At 44.4% G+C, this 21657-nt stretch carries 21 protein-coding genes; 4 read left to right on the top strand and 17 right to left on the bottom strand.

What is annotated here, in order from left to right; all coding sequences use genetic code 11:
• Positions 1-31: 31 nt before the first annotated feature.
• From MHH93_RS13110 to MHH93_RS13045, 14 genes are all read right to left on the bottom strand, one after another.
• A complete protein-coding gene (locus tag MHH93_RS13110) occupies positions 32-1168 on the bottom strand; it encodes a hypothetical protein (protein WP_076328285.1) in 1137 nt (378 codons plus the stop codon).
• A 13-nt stretch (positions 1169-1181) separates the two neighbouring features.
• On the bottom strand, positions 1182-3137 hold the full coding sequence (locus MHH93_RS13105; protein WP_500054356.1) for a hypothetical protein: 1956 nt from the start codon (positions 3135-3137) through the stop codon (positions 1182-1184).
• An 11-nt stretch (positions 3138-3148) separates the two neighbouring features.
• Positions 3149-3559, bottom strand: a complete 411-nt coding sequence (locus tag MHH93_RS13100; protein WP_076331348.1) for a DUF8551 domain-containing protein — start codon at positions 3557-3559, stop codon at positions 3149-3151.
• An 18-nt stretch (positions 3560-3577) separates the two neighbouring features.
• The gene (locus tag MHH93_RS13095) at positions 3578-3994 is read right to left on the bottom strand and encodes a hypothetical protein (protein WP_500054355.1); all 417 of its coding nucleotides are present in this window, start codon (positions 3992-3994) and stop codon (positions 3578-3580) included.
• Complete coding sequence (locus MHH93_RS13090; RefSeq protein WP_500054354.1) at positions 3994-7134, bottom strand: M23 family metallopeptidase; 3141 nt, start codon at positions 7132-7134, stop codon at positions 3994-3996. Before MHH93_RS13090 ends, MHH93_RS13095 begins: the two co-directional genes overlap by 1 nt.
• A 15-nt stretch (positions 7135-7149) precedes the next feature.
• Entirely contained in the window at positions 7150-8487 is a 1338-nt protein-coding gene (locus MHH93_RS13085; RefSeq protein WP_500054353.1) for a hypothetical protein, read from the bottom strand.
• Between the two features lie 115 nt (positions 8488-8602).
• Positions 8603-9253, bottom strand: coding sequence for an S-layer homology domain-containing protein (locus MHH93_RS13080; RefSeq protein WP_500054352.1), 651 nt, complete (start codon positions 9251-9253; stop codon positions 8603-8605).
• Between the two features lie 14 nt (positions 9254-9267).
• The gene (locus MHH93_RS13075; protein WP_500054351.1) at positions 9268-13122 is read right to left on the bottom strand and encodes a hypothetical protein; all 3855 of its coding nucleotides are present in this window, start codon (positions 13120-13122) and stop codon (positions 9268-9270) included.
• 67 nt (positions 13123-13189) lie between these two features.
• Positions 13190-13522, bottom strand: coding sequence for a hypothetical protein (locus MHH93_RS13070; RefSeq protein ID WP_223199730.1), 333 nt, complete (start codon positions 13520-13522; stop codon positions 13190-13192).
• A 20-nt stretch (positions 13523-13542) separates the two neighbouring features.
• Complete coding sequence (locus MHH93_RS13065; RefSeq protein ID WP_500054350.1) at positions 13543-14022, bottom strand: hypothetical protein; 480 nt, start codon at positions 14020-14022, stop codon at positions 13543-13545.
• A gap of 129 nt (positions 14023-14151) precedes the next feature.
• Positions 14152-14973 (bottom strand): YomU family phage tail tube protein, encoded by an 822-nt coding sequence (locus tag MHH93_RS13060; RefSeq protein WP_500054349.1) that lies wholly within the window; start codon positions 14971-14973, stop codon positions 14152-14154.
• A 212-nt stretch (positions 14974-15185) separates the two neighbouring features.
• On the bottom strand, positions 15186-15824 hold the full coding sequence (locus MHH93_RS13055) for a hypothetical protein (RefSeq protein ID WP_500054348.1): 639 nt from the start codon (positions 15822-15824) through the stop codon (positions 15186-15188).
• Positions 15808-16899, bottom strand: coding sequence for a glycosyltransferase (locus MHH93_RS13050; protein ID WP_500054347.1), 1092 nt, complete (start codon positions 16897-16899; stop codon positions 15808-15810). The genes MHH93_RS13055 and MHH93_RS13050 overlap by 17 nt, the downstream gene beginning before the upstream one ends.
• Positions 16877-17536: a glycosyltransferase family 2 protein gene (locus MHH93_RS13045; RefSeq protein ID WP_500054346.1), complete on the bottom strand. Its 660-nt coding sequence runs from the start codon at positions 17534-17536 to the stop codon at positions 16877-16879. Before MHH93_RS13045 ends, MHH93_RS13050 begins: the two co-directional genes overlap by 23 nt.
• Before the next feature lie 189 nt (positions 17537-17725).
• On the opposite strand from MHH93_RS13045, the gene MHH93_RS13040 reads away from it, so the two are divergent.
• From MHH93_RS13040 to MHH93_RS13025, 4 genes are all read left to right on the top strand, one after another.
• Complete coding sequence (locus tag MHH93_RS13040) at positions 17726-18466, top strand: GT-D fold domain-containing protein (protein WP_500054345.1); 741 nt, start codon at positions 17726-17728, stop codon at positions 18464-18466.
• A gap of 184 nt (positions 18467-18650) precedes the next feature.
• Positions 18651-18920 (top strand): hypothetical protein, encoded by a 270-nt coding sequence (locus MHH93_RS13035; RefSeq protein WP_500054344.1) that lies wholly within the window; start codon positions 18651-18653, stop codon positions 18918-18920.
• A 173-nt stretch (positions 18921-19093) separates the two neighbouring features.
• The gene (locus MHH93_RS13030; RefSeq protein ID WP_105599493.1) at positions 19094-19321 is read left to right on the top strand and encodes a hypothetical protein; all 228 of its coding nucleotides are present in this window, start codon (positions 19094-19096) and stop codon (positions 19319-19321) included.
• A 187-nt stretch (positions 19322-19508) separates the two neighbouring features.
• Positions 19509-19697 (top strand): hypothetical protein, encoded by a 189-nt coding sequence (locus MHH93_RS13025; RefSeq protein WP_500054343.1) that lies wholly within the window; start codon positions 19509-19511, stop codon positions 19695-19697.
• 24 nt (positions 19698-19721) lie between these two features.
• Here the strand turns inward: MHH93_RS13025 and MHH93_RS13020 are convergent, their stop codons facing one another.
• The 3 genes from MHH93_RS13020 to ytfJ form a co-directional block, all read right to left on the bottom strand.
• A complete protein-coding gene (locus MHH93_RS13020; protein ID WP_500054342.1) occupies positions 19722-20489 on the bottom strand; it encodes a peptidoglycan recognition protein family protein in 768 nt (255 codons plus the stop codon).
• Entirely contained in the window at positions 20486-20911 is a 426-nt protein-coding gene (locus MHH93_RS13015) for a phage holin family protein (RefSeq protein ID WP_500054341.1), read from the bottom strand. Before MHH93_RS13015 ends, MHH93_RS13020 begins: the two co-directional genes overlap by 4 nt.
• Positions 20912-21071: 160 nt before the next feature.
• Positions 21072-21554, bottom strand: coding sequence for a GerW family sporulation protein (gene ytfJ, locus MHH93_RS13010; protein WP_500054340.1), 483 nt, complete (start codon positions 21552-21554; stop codon positions 21072-21074).
• Positions 21555-21657 lie beyond the last annotated feature (103 nt).

Here is a 21657-nt window from a genome sequence, read left to right as displayed (position 1 = left end):
TCTATACGACTCAGCTTTGATTCAGTTTAACTTACGCTGTATAACGGACTTCCTTCAGAATAGCCACACCCATGCGTTGGTTAGCAGACAGATTCATAAAATTCTGTGCCGTATCAGTATCAAAGTAACGATACACCTCTTGGTCCCAAGACTTGCCTTCCACATCAATAATTAACTCATCCAGATGAAGGATATTATGCTTCGTAACCGCGATGCAGTTATCGAATTGACCGCGGTAGCCCTCGTAAGGGTGAACCACGTAGATCGGAGACAAGTGATATTTGGATGTCCATTTGGATGCCTGGAAGCCTTGAGGCTCCAATTCCAAACCCGTATCCCCCAATTCTGGATCTTGATAAGCTTTACCTTTCGGTGGAGCTTGCGTGATAAAGGAAGGATAGTGCTGCTGGAATTCAATACCCGATTTGGTTTTCAACATCTGAAGTGTGTTATTACCTGCAGAGGTATATTGACCGTAGTAGTATGTTCCTGTTGTGGCAATCTGAGAGATATCCGGTTCTTCGATTACTGCTCCGGCTGTCAACATTACGTTTCCGTCTACATCATTCAGGTTGTATTTGAACGGTTTCAATGCACCTGCATACAGGAAGGATTTTTTGTAATCAAGGAAGTTTACTGCTGGGTCAGCAACGAGAACCATCGCCAAACGATTGTTCATGACATTCACATACATGTACACCGGTTTTTCTTTATTCCGATCCGTTGGCGTGTAGTTTTCCAGTGCCCATTGGTAGAGTACCGGATGCCCTGTCAGCTTGAATGTAGGGCGAGTGGTAACTGGTAGTGTAGTTGGTTCGCTGCCTTCGAATCCTTCAAGCAACTGAACAGTCAACGTACTATGCTCCTCATAGGCTGGAACTGGTGCAACGACGCGTGGTACCAGAGCATGATTAATGAAACTTACATAGAAATGTTTCGTAATCGGAGTTGCTTGTGTTCCAATCGTCATGATCCCGCGAAGAATAAGTTCCTGAATACGGTCACTACTATCCTTTTCTTCGTAAAATACTTCCCACAGATTTTGTTCCTGAGACTCGCCTGCAGTAGATTCAAATGGGAAACTCTTAAACCCTGTAACTTCCTCTTTCAGTTTTGTCAACACGTCCTGTGAAGTGGTGATTGTTTCTACATATTTAAAATTTGCCATTATGTAATCCTCCTTATTTTATCTCTTTCAAAAATGCAATCGTAATTACATCTGGTGATGGGGAATGCTTGAATAGATTCAACGGACTCTTGATACTGAAAAACTTGTAAACCTCAGTCCACGTACCCAATGCAGGTTTGGAAGGATCTTTCAGAATTTCTGTGTCTACGATTAATTCATCGCGATTGACCAAGTTATGGTCGTATATCGCAACTACACCGTCCATATAACCCCGATATCCTTCTGCCTGATGCACGAGGTAGATTGGACTAGCATGATACTTTCCTGTCCAGAGGGATTTCTGGAACCCATCTGCATCTACAATCAATTTCGAAAGACCCGGGGGAAGTTTACCCACAGAAGGATAGTTCGGAAGATGTGAAATAAATGCCGGGTAATACCGCTGGAACAAAACATTACTGCGTGTCTTCAACATGGACATGGAGTCCATACCATTTGAAGTGTACTCACCGTATTTGGCATAGATATCCGGATTAAGATCCGTGAGAATATCATTTTTCGTATAACCTGTCATATCTGTTCGCAGATCACCCATGCCAACGGTGACACCAAAGTTTCCTCCATGGTCGTAATCATTGAACGGAACGATCTTGCCTATGTATCCAAAACTGCGGTAATAGCTATGAATATTCGGTGAAGGATCACCTTCCAGAACAAGAACTACTCGATCATTATTTACCGACAAAGTGTAAGCTACCAGGTAATCCGGTCTGCGTTTTTTGTTAGGCAACCATGATGTTGTAGAATGTCTGCCGTGGAAAAAGCGAGCTGCCGGGCTTACGATCTCTGTCTTGCCATCATAGTCCAACTTCCACTTCGTGGACGGTGGGATGAAAGGTTTAATGGCTAAAGAATCATTCCATGTCAAATACATATAATGTGCCTTCAATTGGTCAATGACTGTAGGTGCCTTCCCAATCGTTATGGTTTCAGGATCACAGATCCCATCATACGTTTCGCGCTGGCTTCCTTGAGCAACTTTCCCCTCGAAGCCTTCTCCATAGTAGATGTTAATGTAATTCCAGTCATGAGCTGGCTGCTCAAGCATGACATAATAATCACGAACTTGAATTCCTGTGGGAACTGTAGGCGTTGCTTTCACTACGGTCTGAGCTGTTACATTGTTCAGTACATCAGCTGTGTAGAATAGTTCATCAAACTTGTAAATTTGCTTTACAGGTTCATAAAAACTATCAACAATACTAGCCCAGTTCCAATAAGGAGAGTACTCATACTGGTTGACTTTTCTAGATAGATTGTATTGATATTTCCCTTTAGGTGCTAGTTTAAGTGCATATGCCCAGTCGGTAGGCATCTCTGTCACAATCTCAAATTGATTCCATTCATTCGATAGTTTTGTTGTGCCATCCAGGTTTCCAATTACCTGTCGTACCAGATATGCTCTGTACCCATCCGGAACTGAATTATCTACAACAACGGTTACCAAACAACCAGGAATATCAACATACTTTGTTTCATTAGTCTGAGTATCCTGATAACTAAACTGCACGACCTGAATCTTACGCCCTGTCTTATAGTTACCGAAAGTGGTCCCAACATTAGATGGAGAAGGTCCTGTCTTGCCTTCCAGCACCTCATCAAAGTAAGTTTGACTTACTTCCCATAGACACCCACTCTTATCCAGCGCAGAATTTCCAGTATGACTTTTTGCCTCGGTCCAATCGGGAATTTTGTAAACTTCGTACTGATTCCCATCAGAATGGGTGTACATTCCAATAATGCCTTTGTGATAATTTTTACTGTAAGTTACCCATTTAGCTCCATCAGATTCATAGACCTTCTCCCAGCGATTGGCGTCAATCCCGCCCTCTACTTTAGGAATATCAGCACCTACAATTTCATCGGCCAGCGTGTTGATCAATTTTTGTGCTTCCGACTCTCCGTCAATATAAGCGGCAAAGTTCGTCTGCGGTTTTTGCAGTGCCATCGTCACCCTCCTTATCTCAAAAATTTGATGTTGTACCAGACCGACTTGGCTTCAGCCACCGCGTTAAAAAAGTCAAACGTGATAGTCGTTCCAGCCGGAATCGGGTAGACAATTCCGAAACTGTTACCCATGGAAACCGACTCGGGAAGTTCCTTCGCATAAATGGTGCGGCACACCTTTTCAGTCCCGATCGTCAGCTCCCAGTAATCGCCGACACAGTAGTGACTCGCAGCAAACGCAATGCTCAGAAACTCTGTGTCATACGCCAAGGTGAACGTATCCGACTTGGTAGTCTTCGCCGCCGGAATGTCCAACATCTGTCCCCGAATGAAAGGGATCGTCTTTTTACTGAAGTGTGGGTACGGCAGCTCGCGCACTTTGTCGATGACGCCACCCGCGATGTAAGATACATTAAATGCCATGGAACCACCTCCTACATGTTATATACGACTTACGCTCGTTCCAGTTAAGCGTCCTTCGTCATCATAATTTAGAGCAATATTGTAAGTGAACATGGACTCTCCAGATGCATCATATGTACGGGCTGTCACCTGCGTTAGCCTGAAATACTTGTAATAATCATAATCCGGGTGGGAGTAGCCCACCCCGGAAGGAAAGTCTTCCTCATCCTCTGAGCCAAACTTCATCCAGATTGAAACCTTCCATGCCGATTCATACAAGAGGTCTGCCCCTGTCACTCTGTCCGGGTCCTGCATATGCTCCCGATATAATGTAACGGAAGGCTCACCTTCAAGAGGAGAAACATTCGAATTGGAGATACTGCTATATTTGCGAAGCTCCCGGTGGATTAGATCCAGCACGGGAAATACAATATTTTCATTCACAATGCCGGCCATTACACCATCACTCCCTTTCTTGCCCACATCATATCAATGACCTGTAACATGCCACGGTCGACCGAATAACTGGTTTTAATACTTTTAATCGTATATACAGCCCGAGTGGTGGTCGTTTTATCTGTCACAATAACGTTGTCGAGCAGATCAAGCGCAGGATTCGCAGGAATGGATACCTGAAGCGTACGGCACATGCGTTTCATATCAAAAAAAGCTCGCTCTGCCACCTGTCTTTTAGCTTCAACCGTCTTCGCCCAAGGAACGGCCAGCACCATGGTTCGGATTTCTCCTTTGAGTTCGAGCAAAATCTCCTTGTCCACGAAACTGCTCTGACTAGCATTCGAATCGATAACAACGATGTGACTTCTTCCTCTGGACCAATCCGTGGATTTGGTAATGGAGATCAGATTGTCATTCTCGGAAAACTCTGCCACGACAGGTTTGTCATAATTCAAACGTTCCAGTCGGTATGTACCATAACGGTCACAGTAGCTTCGATACGGTATCTCCGAGATTATCTCCTGCACAGCTTCTGTAACTTTGGTGGACCATTGCTCAAACGTCCTGCCATATTCCTCGATAAATGGATTAAGCCATCCGTTCGGTGTCAGCACAGTGCTCGCATCCTTGACTTCAAACTCACCTTCCTGACCCGGTACGGGGACAATGACCCTGCCCGTCTTCTGATTCACTTCAATCAGATAGGTCTCGTCAATCACGTAATCAGGATAAGAGCGATCCTCACTGGTTGCCCTCCAACCCACCATACCTGCATGTTTAACCAGATCTAGTACAACGGTTGATTTGACCCAGGCCGGCTTTTCAAATTCTACAGGCTGAGCGGGTATTGGTGTAACTGCGGGAGTGGAGGTTGCTATAATGGTCCAGCTTGCCGGGTCTGCGAGCATCTCCTGATAATAGGTCCATACCTTGTCCACCCAATTCTCCCGATCCTGACTCCAGGTCATGGGGGCAATGTCTCCACCATTATGGAAATAAAGTACATCCGCCTTGGAAGTCACTTTTTTCCCTCTGGAAGCCAGTGCCTTGGACATCCGTTCTGCTCCGCGCTTCATTTGCTCCTGAATACCTCCGTACTTCTCAGTACACGGTCCCTCACTAGGACAGCCGTATCCAAGAATAAAGCTGCCGTTCTCATCTTTACCCTTACCTTGTGTTCCGAGAACGGTCTCATGCCTGCATATCGCAAGCAAAAACTTGTGATCAGGTACACCATACGCCGCAGCTTGGGCCTGTGCAGCTTGAATAATGGTTGAGGTCCGGTCCGTGCCAACTGCTGCAGGCGGTACCGGATCTGGTACATTATCAATCTCATCTACTTCTGGATAGGCTTTTTTCTCGGAAATGACCTTCTCGATAATACGCTTATACATATCTCGGGCTGTAATCTCTAGCGTGGAGCCCTCGCCATTGATGTCCACCTTGTCAATAAGCCCCGTAAATACCCGCATCATGTGCTGACCATATCCCATGTATATGCGTATCGGTGTGTTTTCACTCAGAACCCCGATATGGAATCCGTTTGCGAAATAAGACCATGGAGACGGTACACCCCCAAGCTCAGGAAAATGAGCAGGATTATAATCGGGGGAGAAGAATCCTCTTGGATTGGAGATCGTCAGCCGTGCTTCCCGGGCTTCAGAATCAAACTGATCATCGATTTCGGCACTAATGATATTGGGAAGAACCTGTGTGTCCATATAGACAAAAGACCCGACCTGGATAACATCCGTTTCGACCCTTCTATTATTGATAAAATCTGTGTAGCTGTTCGTTTGATAATATCCTTTAGATGGATCGAGCCCTTCTTCACTCTTTTGATTCTTCAACGGAGCAGGCAACAACTCTTGGATGCGAATATAATCAATGGCGAATTTTTTATACTTCTTACTTGAAGCAGGAACAGACCCGGTTGGGACAGTGGAGTTTTGTTTGCCCCCATACGTCACCTTAATCTTGATACTCTTGGCTTTTGCAGGGATCACAATATTATTCAATTCCGTCAGTTTGGTCAGATCATATGCCCCGTTAAACTTATTGACATAGGCATACGTCTTACCATCAATCACCACAGCGAAAGAATCCCCTTCCGCATCACTGAAATTAGTCCCCATTCCAATACTAAGCAGCCCTTGCGTCGGCATACTCAGTTTCGTCACGTTAATCTCGAATTCAGCTACGGCGGCTTTGCCTTCAAACGTATACAGCAACTTGCCTCCTGAATCAAACATAGTCCAGCCCGATTCAATCTTGGCATAATCCGAAAATTTCAATCCGGTCGTATAAACGTCTTTCTCATGCCAGTTTCGCTTGTCGAACTTCTCATTCAGTTTGATCTCTCCGGGATATCCCTCGACCTGAACCGGCTTTACATCAGTAAATGTTGTTGTGGCATTTCCATGCAACTTGCGCTGGCCCTTGAAATACAATTCAGGATTAACTGCCTTACCGCCTTCTCCTGTTCTCGTTGTTGGATTGACTCCTTCCCAGATCTCAAAATGTAGATGTCGTCCCTTCCCCGCCGCACGTTCAGCCGCGGACACCTTATGCCCACCGGTATATACGCCACCCGTATTGCCTAGCGTTCCAATGACAGCCCCCTGAGCTACTTCATCATCCACCGAACAGAGTATCTCTTTCAAATGAAAATACTTGGTGATTACACCGTTTGCATGTCTTATATTTACGGCATTACCAGCACCCTTTGTTTTACTATAGGAAATTTGAACAACCTTTCCGGCCCATGCAGCCAAAATCGGCGTTCCAATCTCATCCCACAAATCAATGCCTCGATGACTTCGAGAACCGCCATCTCTGGCTGAACCAAAATTATCTGTAACTTTAATCGTGAAAAATGTTTTACCCTTGACAGGAAAATAAATCTCCTGAGCATTCGCTTGAGTCGAACCATTATATGTACCATTACTCGACTCATCCACCCAAACGGATTCTGTACTAATGATGGGTATCTGCTCGGTTACGATATGCCTGAACTCTTCTGTCCGTCCCGGAATAAAGGCCAGCCGATCTACTTCGACACGGATATTGGGAAGCGCTCCTTCCCCCAGCTTCAGACGCTGGGACAGCACATTCATAACCTCATCCGAAATTGGAATCATATTGTAATCTCCCCCTTACTTGAATCGCTCGATGGTCCATTTCATGAATCGGTCCAGGAAAGCTGCGGCTTCAGCCCGTGTCATAGCGGAATTTCCAAGGAACCATATCTCTTCCTTGTCTGTGCCGTTTACAGGTCTTCCCATATCCGTGACTTCCGCTGCACCATCCACCTTTTTCTTGATAGGAATGCCATTAATGAGTGGATCATTGTTCGCAAATGTTTCGTCTTCCATTTCCGAGACGGCTATTTTCCAGAAAGCGTCTTTGGACTGTTCTACCCGCTCCTTTTTGTCCCGATAATATATGGCCGAATCTTTGCCAACGTCTGCGAACCTCTCGCTCACATCTTTGAGATAATAGAACGTCACTTCGTCGCCCTCTGAGAAAGGTTGATTAAAAACAACCGTGTGGTTGTCAATTTCCGAATAAGCCGGTGTTTCTTGGTCTTTATCTTTTTTTTCGTCTTTAAATTTCACTGTAACTTTAAGTTTCTTTTTACCTGCCGGATAATTGCCGTTAAGCCTAAACACCCGTTGACCTTGAAATGCCGTAATAGGCTGATTAATCTCCGTCGTTGGTGCTTCCATGTCCGTAAATCTGGCATAGAACACCTTGCGTAACTTGTTAATCAGATGAAAGGCTTCTCCCCGCTGTATAATGGCATTAGGAAAAAAACAATTGTTGTATGCCGGTTTGAGGGTTGTCGCTTTGATATTTTCACTCATGAACTTGTTATTTTTCGTCCAATAATTGAACTTGCAGGTGACACCGTTCAGATTAAAAGGAAGAAACACCGAGCCCCCCGGGCTGACACAATACACATCCGTTCGGTAACCAATCGCCTTTGTTGCAATTTTGGTTACTGCCTCTGCGTCTCCCATGGTGTCTGCCCATACCTCGGAAGGAATACTGAGTCTGCGAAGCGGTTGGCCTGCTGCATACAAATATTCCTGATGATTACGACTGAATGGATCGTAGAAATAGGTCGTCGCTGCACTAAGTACAGCTCTGGGCAGATCTCCAGTCCATGACACGGGTGGCCTTTTCCAAGCACTGTCCAGCAACGGTTCACCATAACTACAGAAGGACACCACCTGTCCTGCTTTTACACCGGTATACAACTCCACATCGGTTAATCCCTTACTATTAGTTTCAGCCGTTTGGTAGATGGTTTGAACACCGTCAATAAACACATACAATGGATTGTCATCTGTTGGTTTAATCAGCACAGGCAGACTGAATGAGGTTTGCCCCGCTTGCCCCTTGATTTCTTCATATACAAAAGGTTTGCCTTCCTCAAACTTGTTATAGTTGATCCCGGCAACAAAGACTTCACCATCTTCCAAGACCATATTCGTGGCTTCCATAACATCGTTATAGAACCAGTCCCCTTCGTTTACATCAACCCATTTTCGTATGATAAACACCTCCTATATTTAGAATAGACAGAAAAGAGAGTAGGTCACCCTACTCTCGAATTGTTCGTTCCAGCAAACGCTTGGTACGCATCAGGAAAGTAACAAACTCTGCTCTGGTTATGAAGTTTTCCGGTCTGAAATATAGAATTGGGGTGCCATCCAATTGGGTAACAACCGTCAGTCCCAAATCAGCCAAGCGTTCAATGGAATCCCTTGCCCAGTGGTCCTTCCCTTCTGTCGTCTGTAAATCCTGAAACTGTATCGCACTCTTACGGTCATATCCATCTTTTTTGATTAGGGTCATGGTCAATTCGACCTTGTACCCCTTTTGATCTTTATCCATCGTATCCTGATGGAAGAAAATAGGGTCAACTTTGATGGACTCTACAACGCCAACATAGATATTGCCCTTCTCATCATAAAATTTGTGTGTCCAGCCTACGTACATGGCGTAGTCGTGATAGGATTGCTTATCTTTAAACAGGATGTTAATGATGGCCTTGTACGAAGATACGCCCATCTGATGAAAATGCGAGGGAGCATTAATCATTTTAATTTCCCTCACTTGCGGATTGGGCGAAGGTGAAGAGTACGGATCAATAATTCTTCCGTTTACTGGCTCGAACTTCATGCCTGTATCTACATACAGCTTTCTTTTATACCGGTCATTAACTAAGCCAAACGGATTTTGCTGAGTCATATCAGAGTTCCTCCTTATCTACTATATCTAGGGATATGATTCGTTCCCATTCCCGCACCAACATTGCCGGACATTCGGTTTGCAATACCAGGACTGTTCTGCCGCAGTGTTTTATCCAACGTAGATGTCAGCCTCTCCACATCTTTTGTGCTGCCTGTCATATTATCAATGTTCACATGAACCGTAACATCACCCGAACCAACCATCACACTTTTATGTGTATTGTTCGTGGTCATGTAATCAAAGTAATCCATGACCTTAAGACCTGCTGGAATGTTGAATGAAGATATCGGTTTATCCATTTTTTTGCTAATTTCATACAAATTTTTGGACTGTTCTACACCCAATGATTGGATTTGTTTAAAAATCTGCATATATTCATCCGAGCCCGGTTTAAACACACCACTATTCAGCAGATTCTTCCAATCTTGCTTGATCGAACTTATTTGTGAGTTCATTTCTGATGCACGGGATTTGTTCAATGCAATTAATTCTGGTGCATCTTCCTTACCCCCATTAGCCGCCAGGAGATCATACATTCGTTTATCATAATCCAGTTCCGTCAATTCAAACTGATCATTCATCTTGCGTCTAAGCTCATCAATTTGGCTGTTTTTGACACCATTCAGTTCAAGCTCTGACTGCGCCTTCTGCTGTTTTTTCTCATTGATCTCCAAGCCTAGTTCATCTTTCTCTTTACCTTCAGCCATCTTGTCATACGTCTTCTGTAAACTTGCAATGGCCTTATCGAAGAACTTGATATTCTCTTGCAAATATTTCTCCATTAGCGCGCGCATCTGACCAGAATCTTCGCGAACACCACTAATCAATAGACGGGATCGAGTGACTTGGTAATTGGTTTCGTTATCACTTGTCGATTTGTTAAGCTGCCGATTAATTTTGGCAATCATTTCATCAATACCGTTGCTTTGCGGCTGAGGTCTATACCCATTTGCCATGGCTCCTATTCCGCCCGCAGCAGGAATGTACTGCATTTGGGGTGGAATATATTGTATCTGCGGTTGTTGTTGAGTGTTATCGACAGGTGGCTTTCCTGACTCTTTATCCATTTGAACCTGAGCGTCTTTTTTCTCTTGCTCGTAGTTATACTCTTTGGCCAGTTTCTTCTCAACTGCATCTCCGCCGTCTTCGCTCCATACCGCCTTAAATCCCTTCCAGTAATCCCCGAACTTGTTATTGGTAGCATTGTTTCCGAATAGGCTGCTGATTCCTCCCTTAACAACTGCATCCATTCCAAGGTTAAGACCTTTCCACACTTTACCTACAACTGAGGATTGCTCCATATCTTTAAAATCCTTGGCTAGTTCCTCTTTATTAGTTGCACGAATACTTTGCTTCTCTGCTTCTGATTTCCCCATATTGCTCAGAGGATCAACTAGACCGGATACGACATCCACAGCAGTCATCGCAGCACCAAGATAAGGAACGGCTTTTAGGGGTTTCAGTATCGTCTTACCCAACTTGCCGAGCTTTGCCCATTTCCCTGGGATGTCTCCGTTTTTCTTACGCTCGATCGTAATATCACGCTGGGTAAGGATATCTCCAGGGGTTCCATCTGGCTTATCCGGTCCTCTGAGTACTTTTCCATCCTTGTCACGAATAGGTGCATGACCGTTAAAAAATGCTTTTTTACTACCGACTTCCTTCATATCTTCGAATCTCTGTTTAATCCCTCGTCGCTTGGGCTTGTCCTTCTTCTTCTTGTCTGAGCCAAAATCCATAACTTCCTCAATCTTTGATGTAGCCATATCCTTAATTGCATCATTGATGAGATCTTGATGTCTCTCTAAAAAAGGTTTGTTTGCTGAATCTTCCTTGTCCTCCTTCACAGGAGATCCACCGCTTCCTGCGCCTGGAACAACTAGTAATCCTCCTGGACCACTCATCATACTCGCGAGCTGAACCTGTTCTAGTTCTTTCAGTTTGGATATGTATGCTGTAGCATCAATCATGCCCTGTCTAAAAGAAGCATTCAACTCATTGACTTCGGTTCTCAGTTTGGAGAGAACATCATTCAGTAGCGTTGACTGTTTACGCAGCTTCTGGATCTCGGATTCGTAGCGCTGAACATCGGTTGAACCGTATGTAAACTCAGCATTAAGGAAATACAACTTGTTTCGTAGTTCAACTGCATCAAGGTCCATATCGTCCATCGCCATCATCAAAACTCTAGCTTGGTGTTCAAATTGCATCATTGCTCGACTCGTGTCATCCAGTTCTCGGCCTAGAAACTCAAGACTTCGCTTCGTCTTTGCAATCTGAATATCGAGTGAATGCATTTCTTCTCGCAACAGAAGAAGTTCTCGACTATACGTTTTGACTCGCTTCTCAGCTTCGTCACGTTCTTCTGCATGAATGAAAGAAGCCCCTGTATCCCCATCTTGTATAGCCTGATTGTACATATTATGTTTATGATCTCGGTTAGTCCGTGCCCGAACCACATCATCTTGCTTGGAGGCGGCCCTACTTTGAATTTCTGTTCTGCGATGTTCCAGAGTCTGCAGACGACTCTGCTGTCTGCCCATTTCCTGCGCTACACCAGCACGTTGCACATTCGTTACTCGAAGTGGCTCGGGAACAACGCTCCCCGTAATTTCGACTTTTCCTGGATCTGATGTTGTGGGAGTATATCTTTTCTGATCGCCTTCATTCATCACTTCACCGAACTTATCCCATGCAACCTGAACTCCGACTTCGTCCATAATTCGGTTAAGCAATTCCATATGATCAACAATACCACCCGTACGATCTCCAATTAACCGCATAACTGCGGTCAGATAATCGCCCAGCTCTGCAAATTCCTCTTTCAATCCTTGCATCGCCTCATGTGTTGCAATCTGAAATGCGATCTCGATCTCTCGTTGTCGGAATTGAAGATTGTCTCTACTACCTGTGCGCTGATGGATTGACGTGTTTGCATCCGTAGCCTTCAATTGTTCAGCAAGAAGATCGAATCTAACCCGATTTGATGTAAAAGTCTGCTGCGGATTATCTCCTTTTGACTGAACCAACAATCCAGCCTTACTAACCCAGTTGGCTAATGCATCCTCTTGTGCAGTCGTTTCATCAGTGTTCCCAACCTTCGGAAGGGTCTGACGCATCATATTCATTAAGTCCTGAATGCCAATATCCAATATCGTTGAAGCCCTGATCATCATGTCTGCAACTTGGGACAGATCAAAGCCACTGCTGCCTGATGCCAAAGTAACAGCTTCCAGGCCTGTTGCCGTCTGTTCTACATCCATATTGCTCACTGAATGCAGCTTGGCTACTTCATCGGCAAACGCGACAGCTTCAGAGGCATGATCATAATTACGAGAACCAATGCGATAGGCAAGACCTACATCTTCCTGATCCATACCATGCTGCAGTGCAATCTGTTGGAGATTTTTGACCGTTCCGGCTTGTGTGAATTGCCCACTGTCTTCGGATGTTCCAGACGATCTAAGCGCGAAATTCTGGTCGGCCCGGCTCATCTGTTGATCCATCTGCTGTGACGAGTCAAATGATTGCTTGAGCATTGTTGATGAATACCCCTTGGTTTCACCTGCTGAAATATATTTCATCGTATTCATCACGGAGTCTAACAACTCCTGTGCTCCAGTTGCAGTTACATCCTTCATTTCACTGAATGCACCACGATAAAAAAGCTCCAGATCGTTAGTCAGTGTTTCAATCATTTGCGACTGCATATCACTTCTGATCGTCTCCACACGTCTAACCAGCGTGCTAACACCTGATAGGTAGCTCCCTTTCAGTGCTGCCTTTTGTCCAGTTAATTGATCTCTATCCGTTAATATTTCTTGTGTTAAGGAGTGTTTGTCTCCTTGTCCTTCTATTTCAGTCAATAGAATCACCGCCTTTATGCATAAATCCCGTTCTACCTTCATTTAGGCAAAACGGGATGTCTCTCTCTTATCCTCCGAGCGCTTGTGCAAGCATACCGATATCATCTTCCGATATCTCCGTGTAATCCTCGTCATTGAAGGTTCTTTTACGTCTGACGGTCCCATCTTCTTCGACTTCCTCGCCCCCACCGCCACCGAACATGCGAAGAGGTGCTGTCATAAGTTCAACCTCAAATTGAATATATTTCTCGGCTGACTTGCACAGCTCCGCAACCTGAGGGAGTGTGTACTCCCAAATCTCCCACTTGTTCAGCCCACAGTGTTTATGGAGGGTGAAGAAGATCTCTCCCCAGTGAACGGGTTCCTGTGTTTCCGTATCACGAATTTCGGTCCCCTCCAAAGACTCCCCCTCGGTGCGTTCTACTTTTTTAAACCATTGAGTCCAATGAGCATATCAATGACTTTACGAGCTGTGTTCAGATCGAGGTACTCGTCCAGATATTCTCGATTGATGATATACTCACCATGCTCATCTTTGGTCACGATATGTGGATAGTTTTTGAATGCCATTGCCAATACATCAAATAAATCCTGCTGCCGCTTTTCGTCCAGTTCATCATTCTCCGTCGGGATGAAGTTAAGAATAATGGCATCGATATTCACCGTCTTCAGCAATTTCATCAGACGACGGGCATCCTTCAGATTACACGGCGGAATACGATATTTCCGTCGATCCCGCAGCGTAATAATCTCATCATCTTCAAAGAATGCTCGCTCAGCTGCTTCCACTTCTTCTGGCGTCACTCGTTTGTTCTCCGGATCATCCTTGATTCGTTGTGCCGCTTCCTCATTCAGCTTTTCCGCAAGCTCATGCTCAGCTTTTTCTTGTTCTGTTTCCATGAATTTAAAGACCTCCCCAGGACATTCTCCCCCATATAATAAAAAACCTGGCAAGGCAAGGCGCTGTGAAGGGGAGGACACAGATGCCGTTTGATACCTTGCCAGGAGCAATCAACCTTATTTTAGATATTAGATCTTGCTTGGTGCGCTGAAGCGTTTGATACTGCCGATTTTTCCATCAGCACGTTCCGGATCAAGAATCTGCAAGGAGATTGCAGATGCAGAAGCGGCAGCACGCTGGGCATTGATGCTGAATGTTCCTTTTGCACGGCACATGAACAGCTCGGTTTCAACACCTGCATACGAACCATCTTTTTGCTGGAACGTACCGTGATGAATGACAGAGATCGGGAATGGAACTTCATCAACCAACAGATCAACCATGTCTACAATTTCATCACGTTTGTAGTTCAGTACAACCTCTTTACCGATATGGGCAGCATTCAGAATAACTACACCATTCGCTTCGTCATAGAAGAATGCATTGGGTTCTACGGCCGTTCCTTTAGTAGTGAGTTGTTTCAGCAACATGTTGGAATCTTTGAGACGAACCGTAATATCACCATTACTTCCATAGATATCACTCGCATGCTTCGGTTTGGCTTCAGCAAATCCGGAATTGGACACGCCTGCAGCCACTGTAGACTGCTCATTCAGCACCCATACATAAGACTTCACTTGCTCTTGTACCGTTGAACCCATCATTAGCTGGATTGCATCCAGATCGAACTTGGCGTCTGTTGCCGACACTTCAATCGATTTGGACTTCACCAGTACATCAATCGCGAACAGACCGTCACCACCAAAGATGTCCTCAAGCTCCACGTTAAGGTCAATTTTCAGATCTTGTAGGGTACCCAGGGTAACGACCTCAATTTCGCCCATCGGATCTTTTGGAAGGCGTTTAGCCATGAACGTACCTACACCTTTGATAATCATTTTTTTAGCCATTGAACAGTCCACTCCTTAGGATAATTATGTAATTTTAGCTACGGAGACTTGCTTATGCCGGGATCAGGTTAAAAGACGTGATGATCGGGAGATCCTTCGTTTAACCCGTCAGGCTGTTTGCTGTCTCTGCTTTTTATAGTGTAGAACGCTATCTTCATTCCCTAACGATAATGCAAAAGAAATCGTCCTACATATGATCAAAGAAAAGACCCCTACATCAGAGGGGCCGTTCTGTTTGGCAAAGCATCTATAATTTGCGCTACCTGTTCTGCTCGTTCTTTGATCTCAAATTCATCGGCAGTAACCAGATGAACATGTGAGCAGTATTTGCCATGCTCATAGATTCTCTCGGGAGTAATAAAGACAACGTCAGCAACAGCTTCCATCTTGTGCTTGTGCTTCTCATATTGATACGGATCGGTCAACGAATCAAATACGACCAGATCAGGATAGGCTGTCTCGACCGAACTTGCCAGTCGGCTATCGTTCACCCAATAGATTACGCGATTCCCCTGAAACAGCGTACGGACATTCTGGCCCACACGGGCTACGACAAAGTTTGGAAGCTCCGGATGAGGATACTCCAAGGCATCTACCTGATAGAATTCATCACTGGAGTTGATATATATTACATTGTAGCCAACTTCCGCGAGTGCCTTTAACAGCCGCTGCGGACGGCGCCCGAATCGTTCACTATGGAAATCGATCGCAGGCAGATATACAATCGTTGTATCCGTGTTTGGGGTGTATGTCGTAACATTGAACTCCATCGCATCAATCTCTATTTCTGGAAGCTCCATTGGCGGAGTCGTCGAATGACTACCAAACATTCGTTTAAATATCTTTTTCATTCTTTCTGCCTCCCATCACCTGATTAATCATCCTCACGGCATCCATTGCCCTGCCATCCCAGCTATTAGACTTAGCCACTTTTACTCGCTCAGCAATTCTGGAAGCACTATTCTCACGAATGGCTTTCTCCAACATTACTCCGCAATTATGCTGATTCATAAAGTAAGTTACATCGCTGTATTTATGAACAATTTCCTCTATACGCGTCGTTAACACAGGCTTGCCCGCAGACAGATATTCGTAATACTTGATTGGATCGCAGCCACGGATCATCTCTGTCAGCTTGAATGGTACGATACAGACGTCGAATTGAGCAATGTAGGCAGGAAGCACTTTATAATCTTTGTGCGGAAGACAAGTCACATGGGGATGCACAATATTTTTTTGATAGAGGGCATTGTTTCCAATCAAAACGACACGATAACCTTTATCCGCAATAGCGGTAATCAGCGAATAATCTACCCACGATGCCATTGCCCCATGGAAACCCACCACCTTTTGCCCATCATGAATTTCGGGGAAGTCCGCCGGTTTCGGCAGATCCGCTCGAGCTTTCTCAAAATGATGAACATCTGCCCCATTAGGGCACATAAAGATTGGTTTACCATCATGTTTATGGGCTTCATACATCACCTTGGCAGTTGTAGCGATCAGATCTGCACGGTCAAAACATTTCGGGATGTAGGATTTCCACACAGCAAACTCATCAGCTGAATTATCGAGGTAATCGAATACGGTAAAATCAAACTTCCGCCCATCCGAATAATTGTACTGGCCTGGATTCGAGAACCAGAGTACCTTCTTCCCTTTGACTAGGTGATCGTAGTTCACGCCTTTTTGCACAAGGAACAGATCCTCATTTAACTTTTCAATCGGGCGGCTCTGCTTTTTGTACGTTTCTTCATTGATAAAGATAGCCCGTACACCTGGAATATTGGAGAAGGCGGTCATCAATTGCTGAGGACGTTGGAACAAGAGGTTCCAGTCAAGTGCAGGCGGGTAGACGATAGTCATTTCTATACTTTCAAAACCCGGATTTTCCCGTTGCTTTCTACGAAGCAGCCAATTGAGCAATCAACTCCACTCCTTCCGCATAGGCATGAATGGGGCGCAACCGAGTATCTACAAAAAGTTCAAACCCCAATCTTCGTGCTTGCTCACAGAATGGTGCATCTTCCCCTGTTCGATGAGAACCATATCGAACGCCTGCTTCAATCACTTCACGCTTAATCAAATATACGGCACCTGTCAGATCTACCGGGAACAAACCCGCTTTGAATTCAGGTATATGTTTTCCGCCAATCATGGCATTATGAGCCTTCAACTTTGGATGATTCCGTATAAGCATGGAACATACATCCTTGTCATTATCTATTAACTGCTGCAGGCTATGCTCAGGAATGATGATATCCGTATCAATCGAGAACAGATAATCACAGTCCGATTTAAGAAACTCATCCAGAAGCATATTTCTCAACAACGCCAGGTTGTGATAGGAATATTGTCCACGTATATGTCCATATGTTCTCCCCAGATTGTGAGTCAGATAAGGAATGTGGTGACGATCAAGGATATCCTTCGTCTGATCTTCACTATCATTCAGGATGTACATATACTGCTTCTGCACAGCTTGTTGCTCAAGTGATTGCAAGTGCCTTTCCATAATCCAAGCCCGATTTCGCACAGGACTACCTATATATACTTTTTTCACAGTCCATCCCCTCTCCCTTTTTACATAGTCTAGACTGTTCCTCTATAACCTTCGCGCGTTGAACAAAATGTAGTGATTCTTCAAAAGAAGAGAGAGAACGAAGCATTTTTCCTATTCTAGTACAGAAGGAGTTGATGAATATGTATACCGATGAAAACATTATTCACACATGGGAAGAAGGTGACCTGCATGCTGGGGAGTGTAGATTTAATACACAACTGGTTCCAAATGGCCTCTGATGGAGAAGCCCATGCTTCTGTACGATTTGGGGATGCTTCCAACACCATTCTGGCCCACGATACCGTTCTGACTATGGATTTCATCAAGTCTCATTACGGCTGGTTGAACGATCCTACCTATTGCGGGATAACCTTACCTAATGCGAGTGCGAGAGAAATTATCGTACACTGCCTGCGACAAGCGGACTACGTCGGACATCTGATCCAGACCGATCACTGGTATTTCAAACCGTTATTTGATATGTGCCTTGCCTATTACAAAGTGGAACCCAAAGAGACCTTCTATGCTTTTGAGAATAATTACATCGCCCGATTCAAGTTATTCTATGAAACATTCAAGAACATGCCTATTCTGATCTGCGGGGCCAAAGCCGAGCAATATCGAGAAGTTCTGGAGCGGAGATACGGGTGGACAAGCATCGTGGGAACCGTGGACTGCCCCTCTTGGGCTAATGTGAGCACGGCATCCAAACAAATGGAACATATCTACCAACAGACACCGTGGAAGCTTGCTCTGGTCTGTGCAGGTGCACCCGGGAAGGTACTGGTTATTAAAGCCAAAGAACTGCAAACCGTAGGTGTTGACTTTGGTTCCGGAGCAGATGTTGCAATTCAAGCCGACAGCGAAAATTTGAATGCCTGGGATTACAACGGATTCCCTGATTATTGGGAAGGCAGACCCAAAAAATGACCCTCTCCGGGTCTTTTTTCACTGAAAAAAAATGTATTTCCAATCCGATTATATTGACTTAGTGGCTGTTGATAAATTAAACTATCTGCCTTATTATTGTTAAGATAACTCCTAATCTAACCTGGTTTAAACTTGCATGAAGAGGAGCTCTGCTAAGATATTCGAACCGTTGGAGGGAAAAGTAATGGCGTATTCGCAGTCAAAGACCGAAATAGTAGCAACTCATTTAAAAACAAGATTTATGGAAGGTAACGTAGAGGGACATGAGATCGTTGTTGCCTTGATCAGTATGGTCAAAGCTGAGAAGATTAATCTAGATGAGGTTGCTCCCATACTCTCTACAGTCTTTTTTGAACAACCGCAAGGTATTTTGTTGGCACTCGAAAAAGCCAGCACGCTGATTGATGATGAATTAATTGATTCTATTGTCCACGAAGTAAACGAACAAGCTTAATCTTACATATAAGGATAGAGCTTATCATCAGATTCTTAATTATCTCAACCTATTTTTCTCTCCACCTTTAGATTGAATAGATTCATCACTAAAAAATTGGACTTTCTCGTTATTTTCCGTCCTCCTCCGCTTATTCTAGTAGTATTACAAAGGAGGGGACACCCATCGAGACAGTGAATAAAGCCATTTTATTTTTAGTAGTTATTGAAACCATGCTTGAAGCGCTCCACCATACAGAAGTAGATCAGACAGAACTAGTGGATTCGCTTGTTATGTTAGGTTTTGATCCCATTGAGATGTTGTACGAAACGAATACGATTAGATCTTTCCAAAAGATATGTAGGGCTTTTGCAGAACTCCATCTTACCGATGAGGCCCTGGACACTTTCTCAAAAGAGTAGTTACATAAGCAGAATTCCACATCACATTCGACGTGGGGTTCTGCTTTTCAATATTTATGAATTTTGAACCAGTTTTGAACCAGATCAGCTTAACCTTCCCCATCCTGTCTCGTATAGGTCATCTAGGGACCACGGACTTCTCCGTCGCCCCTGTTGACTCTGGCTTAATATACGAAAGGATGGTTGTATGAGCTCACCCACAACAACAAATGTGATTGATACAAATCAACTCGCGGTTATTGGAGTCGTCGATGAATTCTCCATTCAGACCCAATATGAACTTGAGTATCCTGATCATATCGTGATTATACAACATTTTTATTTTTTGAAAGATCCAGCACACTTTAACTCTTGGTTAACCGGAAGGCATCCTTAATTCCTTATCCACACGCTCTCACGGTTAGGACTTTTTACGCCTGCGTTCATCAATTAAGACCTTCAGCAACAGCAACTCTCCATAAGTTAACTTCTTCTTGCGTACCTTCTCTACCCATGCCCAATCGTCAATGACTTTGTCGTTGTAGGCATCTCCAATGTATTGATCCAACTCATTCCAAGCCCATTGTGCGTAATTCAGAACGGTGTTCATATCATCATCCTCCGTGACTGCTATTTGTTGCAGCGGTTTTAATTTTGTATGTACTGCTTGCTTGAATCTTTCATATTCACTTGGTTGTTTAATCCATGGGAGTGGGCATTCCTTCCATCCAACCACTTCTTTATGTGTAAAGAAGACAGGTGGGAAGCCCCGTTCCCTGATCAAGTATACCGCAAGGTCTACAACATTATTGAATGTATCTTCATGGATACTGCCATCCTTTTCAATGCACATCTCAATGCCCACTGTACTATTGTTCGGATATGTCCCAAGCTTGGCTAAAGCTTCCTTCGTGTATGTTGCGCTCCCACAATGGTAGGCCAGTTCATCATCCGGCAGACTGTTATATATCGAAGTTCGATCTACCGAGTAATGCGCACTTGCATAACGGCCTTTGACTGCTTTATTGGAATCTTGCTGTGCCAAACTTGCAAAGTATTTGCTAATATTCCTCGCGGGCGCTCCGGGAGAAGCCGTATAATGTAGCACAATTCCACGTTTTGCTTTTAATTTCAGTCCAGCTCGACTGTATTTATTAACAGGTATGTAGTCCTTGGTGATCTGTATCATGACATATTCTCCTTGTCTTCCACTTGATCTTCATTGCCTCGAAGCTTGAAAAGAGCTGAAGTGATAAACTTTGGTACAGGCAGGCCCAGTTTCCCCAGGTTCTCCAATATACTGATTCCTTCCGTACCGATAATGAACATTAACATTGCATCTCGCATAAAATCATTAGAATTACCTGCAACCATATCCAGTTGATGTGCAATAATGACAAAAACAAATGTTAATGTCTTACGGGCAAGCCCCCACCACCCAACCCTACTGGATAACTCCTTTCTATACCATGCAGATAGCACCCCTGTAATGTAATCCAGCCCCACAAAGATGGTGACTGCAATAAACAGGTGATCAATTCCCCCTACCAAGTACACGACTGCAGATAGCAGCCAGCCAAACAAAACCATAAAAACGGTGTCTCTGTGCATTCATGTTCCCCCTTCAAATAACCTATTTCATGTCTAGGTTAGGCGGATCACAGACATAAGTCTCATTCAGTATGGAAACCTCCGAAAAAATTCACCATAAGCTATGCAAACAGCAAAAATCCCTCACCGCTTGATGCGGGAGGGATCATGACCAACTGATTCAGCTATAAGTTGATGGATCTGGTGTGACGGGTACACCTGTTGTATTCGTTGGTGTTGTATTGCGTTGGAACATGCCTTGAATTCGATCCAGAACATAAGGGGTGGAGTCAATGAGTTTCTCAAATAGATGTGTTGAATTATCGAGTGGTACGATGTGAACGCCCTGTTTGCCTACGACAAGGAACGCGATAGGACGTATGGATACACCGCCGCCACTACCCCCACCAAATGGAGAAGCTACTTTAGCTGAACTGGCATGCTCAGCGGAGGTACCCGTAGCACCACTTTTGCCATTACTCTCTCCATTGACGTGAAAATCACTACCACCGGCAGCAAATCCGAATCCCACCTTACTGATTGGCAGAATCACGGTACCATCCGGTGTTTCGACTGCATCGCCAACAATTGTATTGACATCCACCATGGCCTTGATATTCTCCATAGCGGTTTCCATTAAGCCTTGAATTGGATGATCTGACATTTTAATTCCCTCCAGTTTCAATGTAAGCTAGGTTTGATCTAACCATATCATCCCCAAACTTGAAGGGACTTATGTAAATAAGCAATTTAAGTACAATCACTGA

Origin of the sequence: Priestia sp. FSL H7-0729, from assembly GCF_038005685.1 — a bacterium.
In the GTDB taxonomy this organism is placed as follows: Bacteria; Bacillota; Bacilli; order Paenibacillales; family Paenibacillaceae; genus Paenibacillus.
This window is presented reverse-complemented; position numbering and strand designations above follow the sequence as displayed.